This is a genomic window from Paenibacillus glucanolyticus NBRC 15330 (genome assembly GCF_004000885.1).
In the GTDB taxonomy this organism is placed as follows: domain Bacteria; phylum Bacillota; class Bacilli; order Paenibacillales; family Paenibacillaceae; genus Paenibacillus_AQ; species Paenibacillus_AQ glucanolyticus.
The window spans coordinates 13527-33555 of record NZ_BIMC01000018.1 but is presented as its reverse complement, the minus strand read 5'-3'; the positions used below and the strand labels follow the sequence as shown (position 1 = coordinate 33555).

The following is a 20029-nucleotide window of genomic DNA, read 5'->3' as shown; positions in this document are numbered from 1 at the left end:
AAAAGCTAGAACAACGTTGAACGGGAAGAGTAGGAAGGTATGGCCTTCAGAGAGCGGAATTGCTACCCAGCGCTGTGAGATTCCGCAGGAACCAGCTTGCCGAAGTCGCCCCGGAGTTGCGGACTTGAGTTAGAGTAGGGATCGTTTACTACCCTGGTTAGGGTTCGCCGGCCGCAGCCGTTATCTGCGTAAAGTGTCGTGCTTGACGCTCCTTCATGTTCTTCACGGGAGGACAACGGTTGATAAACAATCGTAAGCACGAAACAAAGGTGGTACCGCGAGAGAACAGTCTTTCGTCCTTTGAGGACGAGGGGCTTTTTTTGTTTCATGCCAAAAATGCTATCATGGGCCGCTTCTCAAGGCTAAAACATTTCTGGTTGGCAAAACTGATTAACAGTGACGGAGGTACGAAAATATGGATCAAAAACAAAACCAATCCCAGTTAGAAATGCCAACGACGTATGATCCGAAGGCAGCCGAGCAAAAATGGTATCCGTACTGGAAGGAAGGCGGCTTCTTTGAAGCTGGCAAACGTCCGGACGCGGAGCCTTACACGATTGTGATTCCTCCTCCTAACGTTACGGGAATGCTTCATATCGGCCATGCTCTTGACTTCACGCTGCAGGATATTCTCATTCGCGTGAAGCGGATGCAGGGATATGATGCGCTCTGGCTGCCTGGTTCTGACCATGCGGGCATTGCAACTCAAACGAAGGTGGAGCAGAAGCTTCGCGAGGAAGGTGTTACCCGTTACGATCTGGGACGTGAGAAGTTCCTGGAGAAGGTATGGGAATGGAAGGATCTGTACGCGAATACGATCCGGGATCAATGGTCCAAGATCGGCCTGTCGCTGGATTATTCCAGAGAGCGTTTCACGCTGGACGAAGGTTTGTCGGAAGCGGTTCGCGAGGTGTTTGTTAAGCTCTATGACAAAGGCCTTATCTACCGCGGCAAACGTATCATTAACTGGGATCCGGCCGCGCGTACGGCATTGTCCGATATTGAGGTGGAGTACAAAGAGGTCAATGGACATTTGTACCATTTGCAATATCCGCTAAAAGACGGCAGCGGCTTCATTACCGTAGCTACGACTCGTCCAGAGACGATGCTCGGTGATACAGCGGTAGCTGTTCATCCGGAAGACGAGCGGTATAAAGACATGATTGGCAAAACGCTGGTACTGCCGATTGTCGGCCGGGAAATCCCGGTTATTGCCGATGAGTATGTGGAGAAGGATTTTGGCAGCGGAGCCGTTAAAATTACGCCTTCGCATGATCCGAACGATTTTGAGATGGGACAGCGACATAACCTGCCGCAAATTACGGTGATGGATGAGTCCGGTACGATGAACGAGTTTGCCGGCAAGTACCAAGGTCTTGACCGCAGCGAATGCCGCAAGCAAATCGTGAATGACATGAAGGAATCGGGTGTATTGCTTCGAGTTGAAGATCACGTGCATCAGGTTGGTCACAGTGAAAGAACCGGCGCGGTGGTTGAGCCTTACCTGTCCACGCAATGGTTTGTTAACATGCAGCCGCTGGCACAGGCAGCCGTAGAGGCGCAGAAATCCGGCAAGGGCGTTAACTTTGTGCCTGACCGGTTTGAGCGAACCTACCTGCACTGGATGGAGAATGTACGCGACTGGTGTATCTCTCGTCAATTATGGTGGGGCCACCGGATCCCGGCATGGTATTCCGAGTCCACCGGTGAAGTGGTTGTTGCCATGAATGAAGAGGAAGCGCGTGCGAAGCTTGGCAAGGATGATCTGAGACAGGATGAGGATGTGCTGGATACCTGGTTCAGCTCGGCGCTCTGGCCGTTCTCGACCATGGGCTGGCCGGATCTGGACAGCGAGGATTTCAAACGTTATTATCCGACCAACGTTCTCGTAACAGGTTACGACATTATTCCGTTCTGGGTATCACGGATGATCTTCCAGGGGCTCGAATTTACGGATCAAATGCCGTTCAAGGATACCCTGATTCATGGCCTGGTTCGGGATAGCGAAGGCCGCAAGATGTCCAAGTCGCTTGGCAACGGCATCGACCCGCTTGAAGTTATCGAGCAGTACGGCGCAGACGCCATGCGTTATATGATCTCAACGGGCAGCACGCCGGGTCAGGATCTTCGTTTCCGCTGGGAACGCGTGGAGCAGGCTCGTAACTTTGCGAACAAAATATGGAATGCATCGCGTTTTGCGCTCATGAATTTAGAAGGCTTCACCGCCGCAGATATCGACATTTCCGGTGAGCTGGGAACGGCGGATCGGTGGATTTTGCACCGCCTGAACGAAACTTCCCGCGACATTACGCGTCTAATTGATGCCTACGAATTTGGCGAAACCGGTCGACTGCTCTACAATTTCATCTGGGATGATCTCTGCGACTGGTATATTGAGTTTGCGAAGCTGTCCCTGTACGGGGAAGATCAAGCGGCCAAGAAAAAGACGCAATCGGTGCTTGCTTATGTTCTGGACCGCACGATGCGTCTAATCCATCCGTTCATGCCGTTCATCTCCGAGGAGATCTGGCAGCATCTGCCGCATGAGGGAGAGACGGTTATGCTGGCTTCATGGCCGACCTATGATCCGGCATTCGAGAACACGGAAGCCGTTACCGAAATGAACCTGCTCATGGATGTTATCCGCGCTGTACGTAACATCCGGGCGGAAGTGAACGTACCGATGAGCAAAAAAGTTGAATTGCAACTAAAACCGGTGAGCGGGCAGATCGCCAGCATCATCGATCGCAATGCGGATTATATCCGCCGCTTCTGCAACACGTCGGAGTATCAATCCTCACTTGAGCTGACGGCGCCAGATAAAGCCATGACCGCCGTGGTTACAGGGGTTGACATGTATTTGCCACTCTCCGGTTTGATTGATATCGCTCAAGAAATCACGCGTCTGGAGAAAGAAATTCAGCACTTGAACAGTGAAGTCGAGCGTGTGGAGAAGAAGCTGAACAATCCTGGCTTCGTGTCGAAAGCACCCGAGAAGGTGATTGAAGAAGAACGCGCGAAGCTTGTGGATTACTCAGACAAACGCAGTAAAGTTATTGCACGCATCGAAGAATTGAGAGGCTGAAGCAAGATGAATCTGGACCAGAAGGTGAGAGCGATGGGTGATCAATCGGCAGCTGCAGTGGCGGCTCCGTTCCAAACCTATGAGGAAGCGGTGGCTTGGATTAATGGGCTGATTCCGTTTGGAATCCGCCCTGGCATGGATAGAATTCTGCGATTGATGGAGCTGCTTGGCCATCCGGAGCGTCGTTTAAAATTTATTCACGTGGCTGGAACGAACGGTAAAGGCTCGACGTGCGCTTTTTTAACAAAAGTGCTGCTTCAAGGGGGATTCACGGTAGGTACCTATACCTCTCCCTATATTACGAAGTTTACCAATCGGTTTCAGTTTAACGGCGAGGACATACCGGAACAGACGCTGCTTGAGCTCGCTAATCGACTGCAGCCGCTTGTGGCTGAAGTAACAGAGACGGGGCTGGGGTCGCCTACAATGTTTGAGGTGTCCACGGCACTAGCGATACTGTATTATGGCGAGGTTGTTTATCCGGACGTCGTGGTATGGGAGACGGGGCTTGGCGGTCGGCTTGATGTGACCAATATTGTTCACCCTATCATCTCGGTGATCACGAACATCGGAATGGATCATACCGACGTATTGGGCGATACCATTCAGGAGATCACCAGGGAGAAGGCGGGCATTATCAAGCCTGGAGTCCCTGTGGTGAGTACGGTAACTCAGCCGGAAGCCGTCGAAATTTTGAAGGAAACGGCGGAGAAAAACCGCACAAGCCTGTATCTCGTCAATGATCAATTCTCTTATGCACGATTGCATGGGGATGAGGAAAGTCAGGTCTTCCATTTCCACGGACCGTTTCGGGATATGGATCTTGCCATCTCGATGCTGGGTGAGCACCAATGCGCCAATGCCGCGCTTGCCATGATGACACTGGAAGTGCTTCGTCAGTATATGGCCTTTATCGTGGATGAGGAAGAATTGCGTACCGGGTTTAAAGAGACTTTCTGGGCGGGAAGACTGGAACAGGTGTTGTCTTCTCCAAGAATTGTTCTCGATGGCGCGCATAACCCCGAAGGGGCTGAATCCTTGGCTAAAAGCCTGCCGCAGATCTATAAGTACCGGAAACTGAACTTAATGATGGGAATACTGGCAAATAAGCATCATGAATCGTATTTGCAGCATATACTGCCAATAGTGGATACGCTTATCCTGACTGAACCGGATTTCCGGAAGAAACTGGACGCCAAGGCGCTTGGTGACATCGTAGAGCAGGTAAGGGAGAAATATGCCAAACACACACTGCAAATCATCATAGAACCAAATTGGAAAAACGCACTTGAAGAGTTGAAGTCACGGACGGAAGCGGAGGATCTTGGGGTGGTGTCGGGCACGTTGTACCTGATTGCCGACGTGCGTTCCAACCTCCTGGGCCTTTCCGATTCTGAAAAAGGTTGGTGATATCTGTTGAATACATCAGAACATGTTCATTTTATCGGAATTGGCGGCTACGGGATGAGCGCCATTGCACGAGTCATGCTGGAGATGGGTTACAAAGTCACGGGTTCTGACGTGGCATCGCAAGAATTGACAGAAAAGCTGGCGGCCAAGGGCGCCAAAATATACATTGGACATACCGCAGAGCAAGTCCAGGGTGCAGACCTTGTGGTTTACTCAACGGCTTTGTCCAAAGACAATGTGGAGCGGGTGGAAGCCGAGAAGCTGAACATTCCTGTTCTGCACCGTGCGCAGATGCTGGCACGTCTTTTGAACGAACGAAAAGGGGTTGCGGTAGCAGGCGCACACGGCAAGACAACTACCTCGTCCATGATTGCGCTTGTGATGGAGGAATGCGGTGTTGATCCGACGTTTATCATCGGCGGGGAAATTATGAACGTTGGCACGAATGCCAAAGCCGGTGAGGGCGAGCATGTGGTGGCCGAAGCGGATGAGAGCGACGGTTCATTCCTTCAATATCATCCGTGGCTGGGCGTTGTACTGAATATAGAGGCTGATCATCTGGAGAACTATGAGGGGGATTTCAATCGCCTTAAGGCTGCTTATGTGCAGTTCCTAAGCCAGATCAAGCCAGACGGCACGGCCGTGGTCTGCGCGGATGATCATAACATTCAGGCCATCTTGCCTGATCTCAAGTGTAACGTAACGACATACGGCATTCATTCGGATGCGGAGTATACGGCAACCAACCTGGTGCTGGGAGACCGGCAAGTTAGCTTCATGATGCTTCATAACGGAATGGAGCTTGGAACTGTGGAGCTGTCCGTACCAGGTAAACATAATGTCTACAATGCAATGGCGACGGTGATTTGCTGCTTGAAGGGCGGAATCTCGTTTGAAGCGATTGTAGAGGCTATCGTCAAATTCAATGGAGCCAAACGCCGCTTCCAGGTGCTTGGCGAAGCAGATGGCATTCTGGTAATTGACGATTACGCGCATCACCCGACGGAGATAGAGGCAACGATCAGTGCTGCAAAAGCTACGGGTAAACGGATTATCGCCGTATTCCAGCCGCAGCGGTACTCGCGGACCTTTTTCCTTCTGGATGCGTTTAGCCGCGCGTTTAGTGAAGCGGATGAAGTGATCATTACCGACATTTATTCACCTGCCGGCGAGAAGCAGATCGAGGGTATCAGCTCTGGAAAATTGGTGGAGCTGATTGTCCAGAACAGCAATGCGGGTGCTCGTTATTTGCCTACCAAGGAAGACGTCTTGAACGATCTCAAAGACCGTGTGAAGGAAGGCGATCTTGTGCTCACGATGGGCGCAGGCGATATATGGAAGGTTGGAGCTGCCTTGGCAGATTCCATTAAAGGCAAGAAGTGATTTATCTTTCTTGCGCACAATCTCTTGCTGCTTCACCGCATCAGGGGATTGCTCAGTTGTCTGAGTGAAGGCACGGCTGTATGTCGTACTTTGAAGCGGGCTAATCGGGATTATCTCCTGATTAGCCCGTTTGTTTTATCTGCACACTCATAAGTTGCCAAGCTTGATCATATAGCTAGGTGTAGAAGGACAAGTGAGGTGTGTGGATATGAACAAAGCACGGATGACGATTCGTTTCGATCACGATCCGCCTAAGGATCGGAGCAAAGAACCTTTGCATGAGGAACGCGATTTGAGTCAAAGGGTTTCATCAGGACACAAGGATCAAGTCTATGACCCCAATCTTTCCAAACAGGATCACCTCCGCATTGTACCGCCGCTGCAGGAAGAGGAGGACGGGCATGCCTTCGACGTAAACGATCAAGACTGGCGGCAATCGCGTAATAACCGGACCAAGGGGCGACTGGCTGAGGAGAGACGACGGCTTGATCATTCAAACAGCTGGTATCAGAGTGATACCCCTGAGTATACAGATACATATCCGGAACTGGATGAGGATCTCCACCATCCCCACGAGCACGATTATTCCGGGGGGCGGGACGGCGGGACGAATAATTCCAACTGGGATCTTGGACCGGAATCCGGTCTATATGATTCTCCTGCCGATGATTACGGTTATTATCGTTCGCGCAAACCAACGTCCTTCTGGAAGATGGCTGTTTCTGTGTCCGCAGCTGTTATTACGGGTTTGTTGTTCGGATACATGGTCTTGTCCATGTTTAACGGCGGGAGCGCGGGAGAGGACACGGTTTCCGAGCAGATTGAAGGTAATGACGTAGTCAATCAAACACCGGCTGATCCATCCGAAGGAACGGTGACGCCCTTGTCGTCTGATCTGCCCCAAACGGCGCTTCAATTCCCGGGGCAAGCCTTCTATATGCTCCAATACGGCGTATTCAGCACGCCGGAGCGGGCGGAGCAAGCGAAGGGGGAATTGCTGCAATCGGGCATTGCAGCGGGAGGGGACCTGGATGAGGAGAACCGCGTTTATGCAGGCATCTCACCGGACCGCGAGCAGGCCAAGCTGCTCAGCAATCAGTTGAAGGCTGAAGGCGTTGAATTATATGTAAGAGAGATATCGCTGCCTCAATTAGAGTCTGCCTCTTTTAGCGGTGAAGAGCAGACGTTGACGGACTATTTTACGATAAGCGGCAAGCTGGTATCGGAGCTTAGCAAACTTTCGGCATCCCTGTTGGGGATGCAGGAGGCGGGAGCCGTTGCGGCAGACCATATGAACACCATCACGAATCTGCATCAGCAGTGGATCCAATCGGTGCAGCAGCTTTCGGCAGGATTGGGTCCTGAGACCGGGGCTGTGCTGCCGGCCATGCAGCAGTCGATGAACAGCTCGATCACAGCGCTCTCTGAATATAACAAAAATCAATCCAAGGGGCATTTGTGGGAGATTCAAACAGGCATGATGAACTATGTCATGGGTCAAAAGAAACTCCTGGATGGCCTATAAATTCAAATTAACGTAAAATCCGGCGTGGAATTGGAAATAGTTCCCCATGCCGGATTTCTGTTTGTATTGCTTATCGATTCACCGTATAATAATTAGGGTGTCAAAATATGGCGAGGGAAGAGGATGCATGAAGAAAAACAAAGGAATGCTCATCTTGTTTTTGCTGCTGGGGTGGCTGACCGGATCATGGCTTGCCAAGGCGCTTCTGCCTGTTAAAGCCCTGTCCTTTCTAACGTCTTCCACATCAATCAAGTGGTCGCCTCAAGCTGATTTTGACATTATTCGTTATGACATTAACCTTGAACTTAAAGTTTGCCTGCTCAGCCTGCTTGGCATTATTGCTGCCGTTTGGCTGTACCGCAGACTCTAAGACATGACAAAGGAGATTATCCCCCTTGAATGAGAAGAGAAACCGCCGTATTATTTTGGCTTCCACCTCTCCTCGGCGTCAGGAATTGATTGCCTCCCTTCGTATCCCTTTTGAGATTATGCCCAGTGAAGCAGATGAGGACACCCCGCAAGGGTGGTCGCCAGAGCGAATTGTGGAATCACTGGCACTGCGTAAAGCGGAAGCGGTACTGCGCAAGCTGACGGATGATCCGGAAAATGGTATCATTGTGGGAAGCGACACGATTGTAGTTGTAGATGATCATGTTCTTGGGAAACCGGCGGATCAGGCTGACGCGGCAAGGATGTTGTCCATGCTTCAAGGACGGGCTCACTTCGTATACACGGGTGTGGCTTGTGTCGATCTGAGATCAGGTCGTAATCAGGTTTCTCACCGTGTGACAACCGTAAAGATGAAATCGTTAAGCAATGACGCGATCGCGGCTTATGTAAAGAGCGGGGAACCTGCTGATAAAGCAGGCTCGTATGCGATTCAAGGCCTGGGTGCAACCATCGTGGAAGGAATCGAAGGCGACTATTTTAACGTAGTCGGTCTGCCGCTTTCTTTGCTCTCGGACATGCTGTCTGATATGGGGATGGATGTACTAACCGATTCATAGATATAGAACAACGGCATCCGGACTATAGGGATATCCTTAGGTTTGGCTGGCCTGCTGATTTAAATCTTAGAAAAGAGGGGAATATATGGAGTCGCCAACGCTATTGCTGCGCGACATCCCCCATGATGAACGACCAAGAGAGCGCATGATGCAGTATGGGGCGAGCGCTTTAAGCCACGCAGAATTGCTGGCGATATTGCTTCGGACCGGGACCCGCCAGGAATCTGCCGTACATATAGCCCAGCGGCTGCTGGGGGAAGCAGGCGGTATTCGGCAACTCGTGGATCTTAGCATTGAGGAAATTACGCAAATTAAAGGAATTGGAACCGCTAAGGCTGTTCAGCTGAAGGCTGGCATTGAGCTTGGACGGCGCTTGGCCGCATCGAGACATGTAGAGCCAGTTATTATTCGCAGTCCGCATGACGCGGCAGAACTGCTCAGTGAACAGATGCGCTATTTACAGAAAGAGCATTTTGTCTGTGTATTTTTAAATACGAAAAATCATGTCATTGCCCAGGAAACGTTATCGATGGGGAGCCTTAACGCTTCCATCGTTCATCCCCGCGAGGTGTTCAGAGCAGCCATCAAATGCAGCAGTGCATCCCTGGTGTGTGCGCATAACCATCCTAGCGGAGATCCGACGCCCAGCCCGGAAGACATATCGCTGACTACACGCTTAGTGGAGGCAGGACAAATTGTCGGGATCGAAGTGCTGGATCATCTGATCATAGGGGATGGATCGTTTGTAAGTTTGAAGGAACGGGGCCTGATGTAATATAATAGTTCAGATTGACGAAGAAAGGGAGATACATCATGTTAGGTGGTTTTACGAAAGATTTGGGAATCGATTTGGGGACGGCAAATACGCTGGTTTATGTTCGTGGGAAAGGAATTGTCGTTAGAGAGCCTTCCGTGGTTGCTCTGCGTACAGATACAAAGAGCATTGAAGCAGTAGGAGAATCGGCTAAGAAGATGATTGGACGCACACCGGGCAACATTCGTGCGATCCGCCCGATGAAAGACGGCGTCATCGCCGATTTTGATACCACGGCTACAATGATTAAATACTTTATTCGTCAGGCGCAGAAGCAGCGTTCCATATTCCCGCGTCATCCGAATGTGATGGTATGTGTTCCTTCCGGTATTACAGCGGTTGAGCAGCGTGCGGTTGAAGATGCTACCAAGCAAGCGGGCGCACGCGAAGCTTACACCATTGAAGAGCCATTCGCGGCTGCAATCGGTGCGGACTTGCCTGTATGGGAGCCGACAGGCAGCATGGTTGTTGATATCGGCGGAGGCACAACCGAAGTGGCTGTCATCTCGCTGGGTGGTATTGTAACCAGCCGTTCCGTACGTGTTGCGGGCGATGAGATGGATGAGTCTATTATTTCGTATATCAAACGTCAATATAACTTGATGATTGGTGAACGTACTTCCGAACAGCTCAAGATGGAAGTAGGTTCTGCTATGCCGCTGGAGACGGTGGAAACGATGGAAATCCGCGGCCGCGATTTGGTTACGGGCCTGCCGAAGACCATTACGATTACTTCAGATGAGATTAGTGAAGCACTGGCAGATACCATTAATGCTATCGTTGAAGCGGTTAAGGTAACCCTGGAGAAATGTCCTCCCGAGCTTGCTGCGGACATTATGGATCGTGGAATTGTACTTACAGGAGGAGGCGCGTTGCTTCGTAACCTGGACAAACTGCTTGCCGAAGAGACGGGCATGCCGGTGATTGTTGCCGAGAATCCGCTGGATTGTGTAGCAATCGGTACAGGCAAAGCGCTCGAGAACATTCATCTGTTTAAATCCCGGAGCAGCTCTGCCGTCCGTTCTAGAAGGTAGACATCTGAAGATAAGTGTAAACCCCTAATGTTGGGAGAGAAAAACAGTAAGTTAGAGGGTGTTGCAACTGTTTAAGCTGCTGGGCAATAAGCGTTTGTTTATTATGCTCATCGGGCTGGTAGCGTTTATCGCGATTATGGGATTTACGCTCGGCCCGAGAGCTTCTTTATCTTGGCCCGAAAAATTCGTCAAAGATACGGTAGGTTTTGTGCAAAGTGTGTTTTATAAGCCCGCTGCCTATATAGCGGGTTTCTTTGAAGACGTGCGGAACATGAAGGAAATTTATGAAGAGAATGAAGAGCTGCGCCGGGCGGTTGCTCAGTATTCACGTGAGAGTGCGAGTTATAACAGCATAAAAGCGAATAACGAGGCGCTGAAGGAAGAACTTCGTTTTACCCAAAACCAGAAAAATAGAGATAAATACGAATATCGAACCGCTCAAGTACTTAGCGTGAATTCAGACCCTAACAACCGAACGCTTGTCATCGATCTCGGTGAACGCGACGGAGTTAGAGTAAACATGTCGGTAACCACAGTGGATGGCATGGTTGGCATCATCAGCAGCGTAAGCAACTTCACCTCCACGGTGAAGCTGTTGACAACGATGGATGCACAGGATCCGAATCCGCAGCCAATTTCGGTAACCGCATTGGGTAAAGAAGACAAAACGTTTGGCATGGTTGAGAGCTACGACGAGAAGACCAACACGCTTCTTATGACGCGTATTACAGAAGATGATCCGATTAAGCCTGAAGATAAAATCATTTCATCCGGTGCCGGAGGCGTGATTCCGCAAGGATTGATTATTGGTAAGGTAAAGAGTGTTCAGGTTAGCCAATACGGCCAGAGCAGAACGGCTACCATCGAACCGGCGGCCAAGTTTGACGACTGGAAATACCTGACCGTTGTGTTTACGCCTGAGGAGCCTGAATAAGATGGCGCGCAAGCAGATTTTACTCCTGTTGCTGTTCGTGTTGTTCATTCTGCAGGGAACGGTGGTTTTCTGGTTAACGCCAAGCTCGCTGCAGCTTCAGATTTATCCGAATTTCGTATTGGTTTGTTTATTTTTTGTATCAATCTATTACCATCGCCATACCGGGCTCGTGCTCGGCCTGGTGTTTGGTATTCTACACGATATCGTGTATTACGGTGAGATGATTGGCACGTATTCGTTTGCAATGGGCATATCCGCGTATCTGGTGGGACTGGTGTTTAAATCCCCCCGGGCGCCTTTGCCTATGATGATGACGGTGGTCATTCTGGGAAGTTTGCTGTTTGACAGCACGCTCTTTGGCATATATAAGATATTTCGACTCAATCCGACCTCTTATAATTGGTCGCTGCTCCATCATATGCTTCCCAATCTCCTTGTTCACTTTGCCTTTGCTCTGGCAATTTACGTTCCCCTTCGCAAGCAGATTGAGCTGATTACAAAGAATCAGAGAAGGAAGGCATCCTGAACCCTCCATTATGACATTTTACTAGACTAGCAGGAACTTGAAGGTTTGAGCGCGAAATGTATAGGGATGGGAGGGACAGGCTTATGGCTGTAAAATCCAATCATGTAACGATTAAGGGCATCAAAGATGGCCTGGTATTCCTGCTTGACGACCAGTGCGAGCTGGAAGAATTGCTTGGTGAGCTGCGCTACAAGCTGGAGCACAGTCATCAGAATATTTTGACCGGACCGATTATTCATGTGGATGTGAAACTCGGTTCCAGGCAAATTTCCGAAGAAGAGAAACAGACGATTCTTGACATATTGAAGCAAAAGGGCAACCTGCTGATACGTAATGTAGAGTCGCCGCCGCTTGAGTCTGAGCTGTCGCTAGTGGAGAAGCTTACGCTTAAGACGGGGATGGTTCGCTCCGGGCAGGTATTGCATCATGAAGGCGATCTCTTGTTCCTTGGTGATGTAAATCCCGGCGGAACGATTTCGTGTACCGGTGATATTTACATATTGGGCGCCCTGCGCGGCACTGCGCACGCCGGTGTTGACGGCAACGAAGAAGCCATTATAGCAGCATCGTATTTTGCCCCTACCCAGCTCCGTATTTCCCAGATGATCAGCAGACCGCCGGATGAATGGGAGACGCGGGAGACGGTCATGGAGTTTGCGTATTTGAAGGATGGAAGCATGGAGATCGACAAGATCAGCAACATCTCACGTTTGGGTCGGGATTTTAATGTGTTTAAAGGGGTGTAGAATATGGGAGAGGCAATCGTCGTAACTTCAGGTAAAGGCGGAGTCGGTAAAACGACGACATCAGCGAACATCGGCACGGCTTTGGCACTATTGGGAAAAAAAGTGTGCCTGGTTGATACAGATATCGGTCTTCGTAATTTGGATGTCGTGATGGGCCTGGAAAACCGGATTATATACGATTTGTGCGACGTTGCAGAAGGGCGATGCCGGCTTAATCAAGCGTTGATCAAGGACAAGCGCTTCGATGAGTTGTATATGCTTCCTGCAGCCCAGACGAAAGACAAGAATGCCGTTTCTCCGGATCAAGTGAAAGATATTGTGCTTGAATTGAAAAAGGAATTCGAATACGTCATTATTGATTGTCCGGCTGGAATCGAGCAGGGTTTCAAGAATGCCATTGCCGGTGCAGATAAAGCGATTGTAGTGACAACGCCTGAGAACGCGGCAGTCCGGGATGCGGATCGGATTATCGGACTGCTTGAGAGCTCTCACGTCGAGTCACCAAAACTTGTAGTCAACCGGATTCGTCCGAACATGGTGAAATCGGGCGATATGCTGGAGATAGAAGATGTGCTTCAGGTATTGAATATTGATCTGATCGGTATTGTGCCTGACGATGAGATGGTCATTAAAGCGGCAAACATGGGGGAGCCGACCGTTATGAACCCGGATTCCCAAGCTGCCATTGCCTATAGAAACATCGCCCGGCGTATCCTTGGCGATACGGTTCCCCTGATGCAAATTCATCAGAAAAAAGGGATGTTCACAAAATTCAAAAAGTTTTTTGGAATGGGTTAAAGCGTTTAGAAGGGACCGGTGCCGCAGGGCATCGGTTTTTTGGTTTCTTTCGCAAGGACCCTTGTTAAGGTTCAGATGTTCTGTCCACCTCTTCAACGGGGCTTGTTCTAAATATCTTTCATATCCTCATAGGATAGAGTAAAAAACAAGCCCCAAGGGGGAAAGAACTATGGACATTAAAACTTCAGTCAAGAACCGACGGGAAGCCCGCATTCGCGAGCTGTTGGAAAGTCAGCAGTCACCTATGCTTGCCGATAAGCCGTGGCCTGCCATTCCTGAGAGAACATCTGTAAATTCCAATGTTAAAAAGACTGGCTTCGTACAGGACGATCCTGCGAAACCTTCCGATCGTTATGTGGAGAATGAACCGGACCCTGAGCGGCTTTGGAAGCAAGGGCATCGGGGCTGGTATGATACCCCGAACCCTGGAGATCCTGGAGAGCCACCGAGAAAGGCTTCGTTTGTCCCCGGACTGGTTCGCCGTATTACCGTAAGTGTATTAGTGTTTGGGTTAGTCTGGGGTGTGTTTTCGTTTCAGCAGCCATGGGCGCTTCGAACCCAGGCTGTTATTATCGAAGGCTTGAGCCATGAAATGGATTTTCAGGCAGCCCAGGTATGGTATGAGGAGCACTTTGGCAGCGCGCCCTCCTTCATCCCTATTTTTGGACAAACCGATGAAAACTCTACGAAGGTTAATGCCCGAACTTCCTTGGTTCCTCCTCTTGCGGGACGCCTGGTCCAATCCTTCGCTGTCGATCTGAAAGGTATCGTTTTGGAAGCTGAAGGGGGTTCTTTAGCGGACCGAGCGGTTAAGAGTATAGAGACCGGACGTGTGCTTGAGGTAAATGAACACCCGCAGAACGGGATTACCGTTCTCATACAGCATACGGGTGAGAGAACGGCACTGTACAGCAGGCTGGCAGAAACGGGGCTCAAGGTGAATGATTGGGTTCAGGGCGGAGATATTATCGGTACGCTGGGAACTTCGGGCACAGGGAGCGCGCCCTCCCTTTATTTCGAACTCAAAGAGGGGGATCGTGATGTCGATCCGGCGGAAGTGATTCCGTTTGATTAAGTTTAAGGGAACTGTATTGTCGCTGCATCCTCTCTTTGTTATTGTCATGCTGGCGTCAGTGTTCACCGGTCGTTTTCTGGAATTGCTGACCCTTTTTATTATTGTATTTATTCATGAATTAGGACATGCCGCCGCAGCGGCAGCGATGGGGTTCAAGGTACGAGCCATTCAAATGCTGCCGTTCGGCGGCGTTGCTGTCATTGAAGATGACGGCAGGATGACGGCTATGAAGGAAATCGTGATCGCTCTGGCTGGACCGCTGCAAAATGTGATCATGATCGGGATTACCCTGACCTGCAGATGGGCCGGGTGGGGAGACGAGCAGTTGTTGTCGTATATTATTCAGGGGAATCTGGTCATCGCCCTGTTTAACCTCCTTCCGATTCTCCCGCTGGACGGTGGTAAAGTGCTGCAGGCCGTCATCAGTCTGCTCGCACCCTATCATGCAACCTTGTTATGGGCTTCCCGAGCCGGTATATTGTGCAGTCTGATGATGATCGGATATGGTCTGCAGCCTTTATTCTCGGGTGGCGGCATCCGTTTAAACGTTCTGATGATCGGCTTGTTTCTGGCATATTCCAATTTTGAAGACTACCGGAACGTGCATTACCGTTTCTTGAGATTTCTCGTGAATCGGAGCGAGATTTACGAACGAAATCTGGAGGGACTTGGTCCTGCCCAGCCAATCGTTGCAGATTCTTCGAAACCTTTGGACGATATTATGCGTCTATTTAAACGAGAGAAGTATCATTTGATCTATGTCATGAGCGGACCGGGCAGCTTGCTTGCCGTCGTGCCGGAACAGCATGTGATTTCTTCCTATTTTGCATCAAATGGTCCGCCCTGGTATGCGTAAATCGTAAACATCATGAGGAAGACGCAGGGTGGACTATCATTCTTTATCCATTTATATCACGAGAGATTGTGTTAGGATAAAAATAGAATATTGTCTTCCATTTTTTGAGGGGTGATGCCATGAGGCAAATGATAGTTCATTGTGAACATGAGACCATACAGATGGCCCTCATCGAAGATGGGAGGTTAGCCGAGTTCGCAGTTGAGCGAAGTCGTGAGGAGAGTGTAGTCGGAAGTTTTTACAAGGGCAGGGTTGTTAACGTATTGCCGGGGATGCAGGCGGCTTTTGTAGATATCGGGCTGAAAAAGAATGCATTTTTATATATTGATGATGTGCTCCATCCTCATTTAGAGAAGCAGCCGAAGCAGAAGCCATCGATCTCGCAGCTGCTGACGGTCGGACAAGAACTGACGGTACAGGTTATGAAGGAACCAAGAGGGGGCAAGGGAGCAAGAGTAACGACCCATTTCTCGCTTCCCGGCAGGTGTATGGTGTATATGCCTACAGCGGATTATGTGGCCGTCTCCAAAAAAATTGGGCGTGAAGCCGAGCGTGCCCGTCTGAAGAGCATTGGTGAGCAGCTTCGCACAGATGAAGAGGGAATTATTATCCGAACTGTATCCGAGGACGAGCCCTTGGAATTTCTTAGCGGCGATCTGGAATACCTGAGAAAAGAATGGACTCGGATTCTGGAGAAGGCAGAATCATCGTCAGCTCCGGCACTGCTGCATCGGGATTTGGGTTTGCTGCAGCGCTTTATTCGGGATTCCTTCGATCCGCTTCATGACGAACTTGTGATCGATAGTTTGCTGAAAGGCGAGGAAACCAAAAGCTATCTGAAAGAGACGGTTCCCGGTATGGAGCCTAAGGTTACATACCACACGGGAGGGGGGCCGATTTTTCAGGCTTATGGGTTGGACGAGCAGATGAAAGCCGGCTTCGCAAGAAAAATCACGCTTCCGGAAGGTGTGACCATCGTTGTAGACCAGACGGAAGCCATGACCATAATGGATGTAAATACAGCCAAATATATCGGTGGCGATAATTTCGAGGAAACGGTGCTTAAGACAAATCTTATGGCCGCACAGCAAATTGCAAGAACTTTGCGTTTGTGGGATATCGGGGGCATCATTATCGTTGATTTCATTGATATGGATCGCGAAGAGCATCGGCAGCAGGTGGTATCCGTCATGGAGGCCGTAATGCGCAAAGACCGCACGAAGAGTTTTGTGGTAGGGTGGACCAAGCTGGGGCTGCTGGAAATGACCCGTAAAAAAGCCAGGGAAAACTCTTCGCTCCCATTTGCCAAGCCTTGCGTTAATTGCGGAGGCAAAGGCATTGTTATCGAGTAATGATGTTGACGGTGAATGGGGAATATGATATTATCATTAGGTATGTGTTTAGTGATGAATTGCTGCACATGCTGTAACCGCTCCGGTTGGGTTAGCAAGGACGTTTCATTGTGGAACGGACACCTTTACTAGGCGAGTCTGAGATATAGGGAGGTGCAAGCAAATGTACGCTATTATCGAAACAGGTGGAAAACAATACAAAGTTCAAGAGGGCGACGTATTGTTCATTGAGAAGCTGACTGCAGGTGACGGAGAGAGCGTGACTTTCGACCGTGTACTGGCCGTTTCCAAAGAGGACGGTTTGGTAGCAGGTACGCCGGTTGTTTCCGGTGCGACTGTAACTGCGAAAGTGGAGAAGCACGGTAAAGGCCGCAAGGTCGTTGTATACAAATACAAGCCGAAGAAAAACTACCACAAGAAGCAAGGTCATCGTCAACCTTACACTAAAGTAACCATCGAGAAAATCCAGGCGTAAGAAGGTGCGGTAATTGATTACTGTACAAGTAATACGCGGGGAAGATGAACGCATCCATAGCTTCAAGGTAACGGGGCATGCCGGATATTCCGATCCTGGAGAAGATATTGTATGTGCTGGAGTTTCCAGCATTACAGTGGGAACGGTCAATTCGATTGAAGCGTTAACCGGAACGGTTATGGAGACCAAGATGAAGGGCGGCTTTCTTAGCGCAAATCTTCCGTCAGCGGAAGACGATGCTGTCTCTGGTCAAGTTCAATTGCTTCTCGAATCCATGGTTGTTATGTTACAGGGAATTGCCGATTCATACGGCAAATATATAAGAATACAAGAACTGACTACTTGAAGAAGGAGGTAGACAACATGTTGAAATTGGATCTTCAGTTATTCGCATCGAAAAAAGGTGTAGGTTCCACAAAGAACGGTCGTGATAGCCAATCGAAACGTCTTGGCGTGAAACGTGCAGACGGTCAGGCAGTATCTGGCGGAAGCATCTTGGTTCGCCAACGCGGAACCAAAATTCATCCAGGCACGAATGTGGGTATCGGTAAAGATGACACTTTGTTTGCGAAAGTCGATGGCGTTGTGAAATTTGAACGTTGGGGTCGTGATCGCAAGAAAGTGAGCGTCTACCCGGTTGATGTCGCTCCAGTAGCGGCTGCAGTAGAAGCTTAATTGTTTCTTATGCATACAGAAGAAGCCTTTCGGCATCGTTGCCGGGGCTTCTTTTTTTGTAAATTGTATAAGAATGATAATCCGGGGATGAACCGCCCTGAAAGACTATGATATACTGGGATTTGGTGAATGTAACCAATTGCTGTTGAAAGACGAGGAGAAGCGATGAAATCCTGGAAATGGATAGCGGCTGGGGCGGGGTTAACCTCAGTAATACCGGTAGCATGGATGGTATGGAAACCCACATGGGCGGCAGGAGCAGTATTGACGGCTTGGGCTGTGGCTGCTGCAGTCTGCGGGGCATGGCTTGTTCGTAAATCAGAGGAACGCAGACAGCAGGCCATCATTCAGAATGTAGAGCAAACGGCGATTCAGATGCTGAATCACCATCGTCATGATTGGATGAATGAGCTTCAAATTTTGTACGGCTACATTCAACTGGGGAAGCATGATAAATCAGTGCGTTCTGTGGAAAGAATAAAGGAACGGATGGCTACAGAGAGTCGAATCTCTAAGCTGGGCATTCCTTCACTGGTTTTTTACTTACATTCATACCGTACGTACAGCAACAATCTGCAATTGGACGTTGAAGTTGTGGACCAGGTGCAACTGGAAGACAAAGTATCGCCACAAACGGCAGAGTCTTTTACCCACGCGATCATTCAAACGGTGAGAGCCTTCCAATTGAGCGGCAAAGCGTCATGGGGAGAATCTCGGCAGTTAACATTAACATTTATGCAGCAGGAGCAAGAGCTGATTGTGTGGGCTCAGGGAGAGGGATTCTTCGGAGAACCGGACAGCTTGAAGCTTCAGATTGAACAATCCGTAAAAGGAGAAGGCATTCGGGTGGAACAGATGGAGCCGGGGGAAACCTCGTATCGCTTGTATCTGCCGTTTGTGACTTGAGGAAGGTGATTTCATGTTTGTAGATAAGGCAAAAGTATATGTAAAAGGTGGAGACGGCGGCGATGGGCTCATCGCATTCCGTCGTGAGAAATACGTTCCTGAAGGCGGACCTGCCGGCGGCGACGGCGGCAAGGGCGGCGACGTGATTTTCCGGGTGGATGAAGGACTTCGCACGCTGATGGATTTCCGTTACCAGAAGCATTTCAAGGCCAAGCGCGGAGAAAAGGGTCGGAATAAAAGTCAGCATGGTGCCAACGCGGACAGCACGATTGTTCGTATTCCGCCAGGTACCATCTTGACAGATGACGATACCGGCGAAGTGATTGGCGATCTGACCAGGCATGGTCAGCAGGTGGTTGTTGCCAGAGGAGGCCGTGGTGGCCGCGGGAACATTCGTTTTGCCACACCGAACAATCCGGCCCCTGAACTTGCAGAGAACGGTGAGGAAGGCGAAGAACGCTTTGTAACCATGGAACTTAAGGTTATGGCAGATGTAGGTCTCGTTGGATTTCCAAGCGTAGGCAAATCAACCTTGTTATCCGTTGTGTCTGCGGCACAGCCGAAGATTGGCGCTTACCATTTTACGACGATAACTCCGAATTTGGGTATGGTTGACGTTGGAGACGGGCGCAATTTTGTCATGGCTGATCTGCCTGGTCTGATTGAGGGTGCACATGAAGGCGTAGGATTGGGGCATGAATTCCTCCGTCATGTGGAGAGAACTCGTATCATTATCCATGTTGTGGATATGGCAGGCACAGAGGGTAGAGATCCGTTTGAAGATTGGGAAAAAATCAATGATGAGATCAGACTGTACAATCCGCTCCTGATTGAGCGCCCGCAAATCGTGGCTGCCAATAAAATGGACATGCCTGAGGCAGAGGAGTATCTAGCTGCCTTTAAGGAGAAGATTAAGGAAATCCGTCCTGACATCGAGATTATGCCGATCTCCTCCCTAACGCGTCAGGGCATCCAGGAACTTCTGTATCGCACGATCGATGTGCTTGAGAGCATTCCGGATGAGCCGACGGTCGAAGAGGTAACCGAGGTTTCCGAACGTAAGGTTTATAAATTCAAAGCGCAAAACGACAATTCCTTTACGGTTACCAGGGATAATGAAATGTATGTGGTCCATAGTGAGCGAATTGAACGGATGCTGAAGCGGATGCAGATGAATTCGCATGATGCGATCCTGAAACTCGCCAGAACGATGCGTCATATGGGTATCGATGAAGAGCTTCGTAAGCGTGGCGCGACTGAAGGGACAATTGTAAGAATCGGCGATTTCGAATTCGAATTTGTTGAAGGAAGCAGCTACTATTGATCAGCACCACATAAACATATATTCAAGGAAGCGGCCAAGTCTGTTTAACAGCAGACTTGGCCGTTTTTTCATGAATGGAATCACATCCGTCTACATCGTTATCT

General features: G+C 49.7%; 20 protein-coding genes and 1 other annotated feature. All 20 genes read left to right on the top strand.

The annotated features are described in order from the left end of the window. Positions 1-7 precede the first annotated feature (7 nt). Positions 8-304 (top strand) — a binding site (T-box leader). Positions 305-415: 111 nt separating this feature from the next. The 20 genes from PGL02S_RS21570 to obgE all read left to right on the top strand — a co-directional run bounded on the left by PGL02S_RS21570 (position 416) and on the right by obgE (position 19925). Further along, positions 416-3085, top strand: coding sequence for a valine--tRNA ligase (locus tag PGL02S_RS21570; protein ID WP_036641396.1), 2670 nt, complete (start codon positions 416-418; stop codon positions 3083-3085). 33 nt (positions 3086-3118) lie between these two features. Continuing rightward, on the top strand, positions 3119-4495 hold the full coding sequence (locus PGL02S_RS21565; RefSeq protein ID WP_172964070.1) for a bifunctional folylpolyglutamate synthase/dihydrofolate synthase: 1377 nt from the start codon (positions 3119-3121) through the stop codon (positions 4493-4495). Between the two features lie 6 nt (positions 4496-4501). Next, complete coding sequence (gene murC, locus PGL02S_RS21560; RefSeq protein WP_006208798.1) at positions 4502-5878, top strand: UDP-N-acetylmuramate--L-alanine ligase; 1377 nt, start codon at positions 4502-4504, stop codon at positions 5876-5878. A gap of 208 nt (positions 5879-6086) precedes the next feature. Continuing rightward, on the top strand, positions 6087-7403 hold the full coding sequence (locus PGL02S_RS21555) for an SPOR domain-containing protein (protein ID WP_036641431.1): 1317 nt from the start codon (positions 6087-6089) through the stop codon (positions 7401-7403). 127 nt (positions 7404-7530) lie between these two features. Beyond that, positions 7531-7773, top strand: a complete 243-nt coding sequence (locus PGL02S_RS21550; RefSeq protein WP_006208800.1) for a DUF4321 domain-containing protein — start codon at positions 7531-7533, stop codon at positions 7771-7773. Between the two features lie 25 nt (positions 7774-7798). Further along, positions 7799-8410, top strand: coding sequence for a Maf family protein (locus PGL02S_RS21545; protein WP_036641398.1), 612 nt, complete (start codon positions 7799-7801; stop codon positions 8408-8410). An 85-nt stretch (positions 8411-8495) separates the two neighbouring features. After that, positions 8496-9185, top strand: a complete 690-nt coding sequence (gene radC / locus PGL02S_RS21540) for a RadC family protein (RefSeq protein WP_006208802.1) — start codon at positions 8496-8498, stop codon at positions 9183-9185. 38 nt (positions 9186-9223) lie between these two features. Next, positions 9224-10258, top strand: a complete 1035-nt coding sequence (locus tag PGL02S_RS21535) for a rod shape-determining protein (protein ID WP_036641401.1) — start codon at positions 9224-9226, stop codon at positions 10256-10258. Positions 10259-10316: 58 nt separating this feature from the next. Continuing rightward, complete coding sequence (gene mreC / locus PGL02S_RS21530) at positions 10317-11192, top strand: rod shape-determining protein MreC (protein WP_006208803.1); 876 nt, start codon at positions 10317-10319, stop codon at positions 11190-11192. Position 11193: 1 nt separating this feature from the next. Further along, on the top strand, positions 11194-11718 hold the full coding sequence (gene mreD / locus PGL02S_RS21525; RefSeq protein ID WP_006208804.1) for a rod shape-determining protein MreD: 525 nt from the start codon (positions 11194-11196) through the stop codon (positions 11716-11718). 83 nt (positions 11719-11801) lie between these two features. Next, positions 11802-12464: a septum site-determining protein MinC gene (locus tag PGL02S_RS21520; RefSeq protein WP_006208805.1), complete on the top strand. Its 663-nt coding sequence runs from the start codon at positions 11802-11804 to the stop codon at positions 12462-12464. Positions 12465-12467: 3 nt separating this feature from the next. Next, on the top strand, positions 12468-13262 hold the full coding sequence (gene minD, locus PGL02S_RS21515; protein ID WP_006208806.1) for a septum site-determining protein MinD: 795 nt from the start codon (positions 12468-12470) through the stop codon (positions 13260-13262). Between the two features lie 169 nt (positions 13263-13431). Then, positions 13432-14337: a M23 family metallopeptidase gene (locus PGL02S_RS21510; RefSeq protein WP_036641403.1), complete on the top strand. Its 906-nt coding sequence runs from the start codon at positions 13432-13434 to the stop codon at positions 14335-14337. After that, the gene (locus PGL02S_RS21505; RefSeq protein ID WP_036641404.1) at positions 14330-15193 is read left to right on the top strand and encodes a M50 family metallopeptidase; all 864 of its coding nucleotides are present in this window, start codon (positions 14330-14332) and stop codon (positions 15191-15193) included. The genes PGL02S_RS21510 and PGL02S_RS21505 overlap by 8 nt, the downstream gene beginning before the upstream one ends. Positions 15194-15312: 119 nt before the next feature. Next, positions 15313-16545 carry an Rne/Rng family ribonuclease gene (locus PGL02S_RS21500; RefSeq protein ID WP_036641406.1) on the top strand — a complete coding sequence of 411 codons (1233 nt, stop codon included), beginning with the start codon at positions 15313-15315 and terminating at the stop codon, positions 16543-16545. A gap of 163 nt (positions 16546-16708) precedes the next feature. Beyond that, positions 16709-17020 carry a 50S ribosomal protein L21 gene (rplU, locus tag PGL02S_RS21495; RefSeq protein WP_006208810.1) on the top strand — a complete coding sequence of 104 codons (312 nt, stop codon included), beginning with the start codon at positions 16709-16711 and terminating at the stop codon, positions 17018-17020. A 13-nt stretch (positions 17021-17033) separates the two neighbouring features. Continuing rightward, positions 17034-17366, top strand: coding sequence for a ribosomal-processing cysteine protease Prp (locus tag PGL02S_RS21490; protein WP_006208811.1), 333 nt, complete (start codon positions 17034-17036; stop codon positions 17364-17366). Positions 17367-17383: 17 nt separating this feature from the next. Beyond that, the gene (rpmA, locus tag PGL02S_RS21485) at positions 17384-17695 is read left to right on the top strand and encodes a 50S ribosomal protein L27 (protein ID WP_006208812.1); all 312 of its coding nucleotides are present in this window, start codon (positions 17384-17386) and stop codon (positions 17693-17695) included. Positions 17696-17860: 165 nt separating this feature from the next. Next, the gene (locus tag PGL02S_RS21480; protein ID WP_063455989.1) at positions 17861-18601 is read left to right on the top strand and encodes a Spo0B domain-containing protein; all 741 of its coding nucleotides are present in this window, start codon (positions 17861-17863) and stop codon (positions 18599-18601) included. 13 nt (positions 18602-18614) lie between these two features. Continuing rightward, positions 18615-19925 carry a GTPase ObgE gene (gene obgE / locus PGL02S_RS21475; RefSeq protein WP_036641407.1) on the top strand — a complete coding sequence of 437 codons (1311 nt, stop codon included), beginning with the start codon at positions 18615-18617 and terminating at the stop codon, positions 19923-19925. Positions 19926-20029 lie beyond the last annotated feature (104 nt).

Coding starts and splice junctions, on each gene's coding strand:
- PGL02S_RS21550 (WP_006208800.1), top strand. CDS start 7,531: ATGAAGAAAAACAAAGGAATGCTCATCTTGTTTTTGCTGCTGGGGTGG.
- PGL02S_RS21510 (WP_036641403.1), top strand. CDS start 13,432: ATGGACATTAAAACTTCAGTCAAGAACCGACGGGAAGCCCGCATTCGC.
- rplU (WP_006208810.1), top strand. CDS start 16,709: ATGTACGCTATTATCGAAACAGGTGGAAAACAATACAAAGTTCAAGAG.
- rpmA (WP_006208812.1), top strand. CDS start 17,384: ATGTTGAAATTGGATCTTCAGTTATTCGCATCGAAAAAAGGTGTAGGT.
- PGL02S_RS21520 (WP_006208805.1), top strand. CDS start 11,802: ATGGCTGTAAAATCCAATCATGTAACGATTAAGGGCATCAAAGATGGC.
- radC (WP_006208802.1), top strand. CDS start 8,496: ATGGAGTCGCCAACGCTATTGCTGCGCGACATCCCCCATGATGAACGA.
- PGL02S_RS21500 (WP_036641406.1), top strand. CDS start 15,313: ATGAGGCAAATGATAGTTCATTGTGAACATGAGACCATACAGATGGCC.
- mreD (WP_006208804.1), top strand. CDS start 11,194: ATGGCGCGCAAGCAGATTTTACTCCTGTTGCTGTTCGTGTTGTTCATT.
- PGL02S_RS21535 (WP_036641401.1), top strand. CDS start 9,224: ATGTTAGGTGGTTTTACGAAAGATTTGGGAATCGATTTGGGGACGGCA.
- PGL02S_RS21480 (WP_063455989.1), top strand. CDS start 17,861: ATGAAATCCTGGAAATGGATAGCGGCTGGGGCGGGGTTAACCTCAGTA.
- obgE (WP_036641407.1), top strand. CDS start 18,615: ATGTTTGTAGATAAGGCAAAAGTATATGTAAAAGGTGGAGACGGCGGC.
- PGL02S_RS21565 (WP_172964070.1), top strand. CDS start 3,119: ATGGGTGATCAATCGGCAGCTGCAGTGGCGGCTCCGTTCCAAACCTAT.
- PGL02S_RS21570 (WP_036641396.1), top strand. CDS start 416: ATGGATCAAAAACAAAACCAATCCCAGTTAGAAATGCCAACGACGTAT.
- minD (WP_006208806.1), top strand. CDS start 12,468: ATGGGAGAGGCAATCGTCGTAACTTCAGGTAAAGGCGGAGTCGGTAAA.
- PGL02S_RS21555 (WP_036641431.1), top strand. CDS start 6,087: ATGAACAAAGCACGGATGACGATTCGTTTCGATCACGATCCGCCTAAG.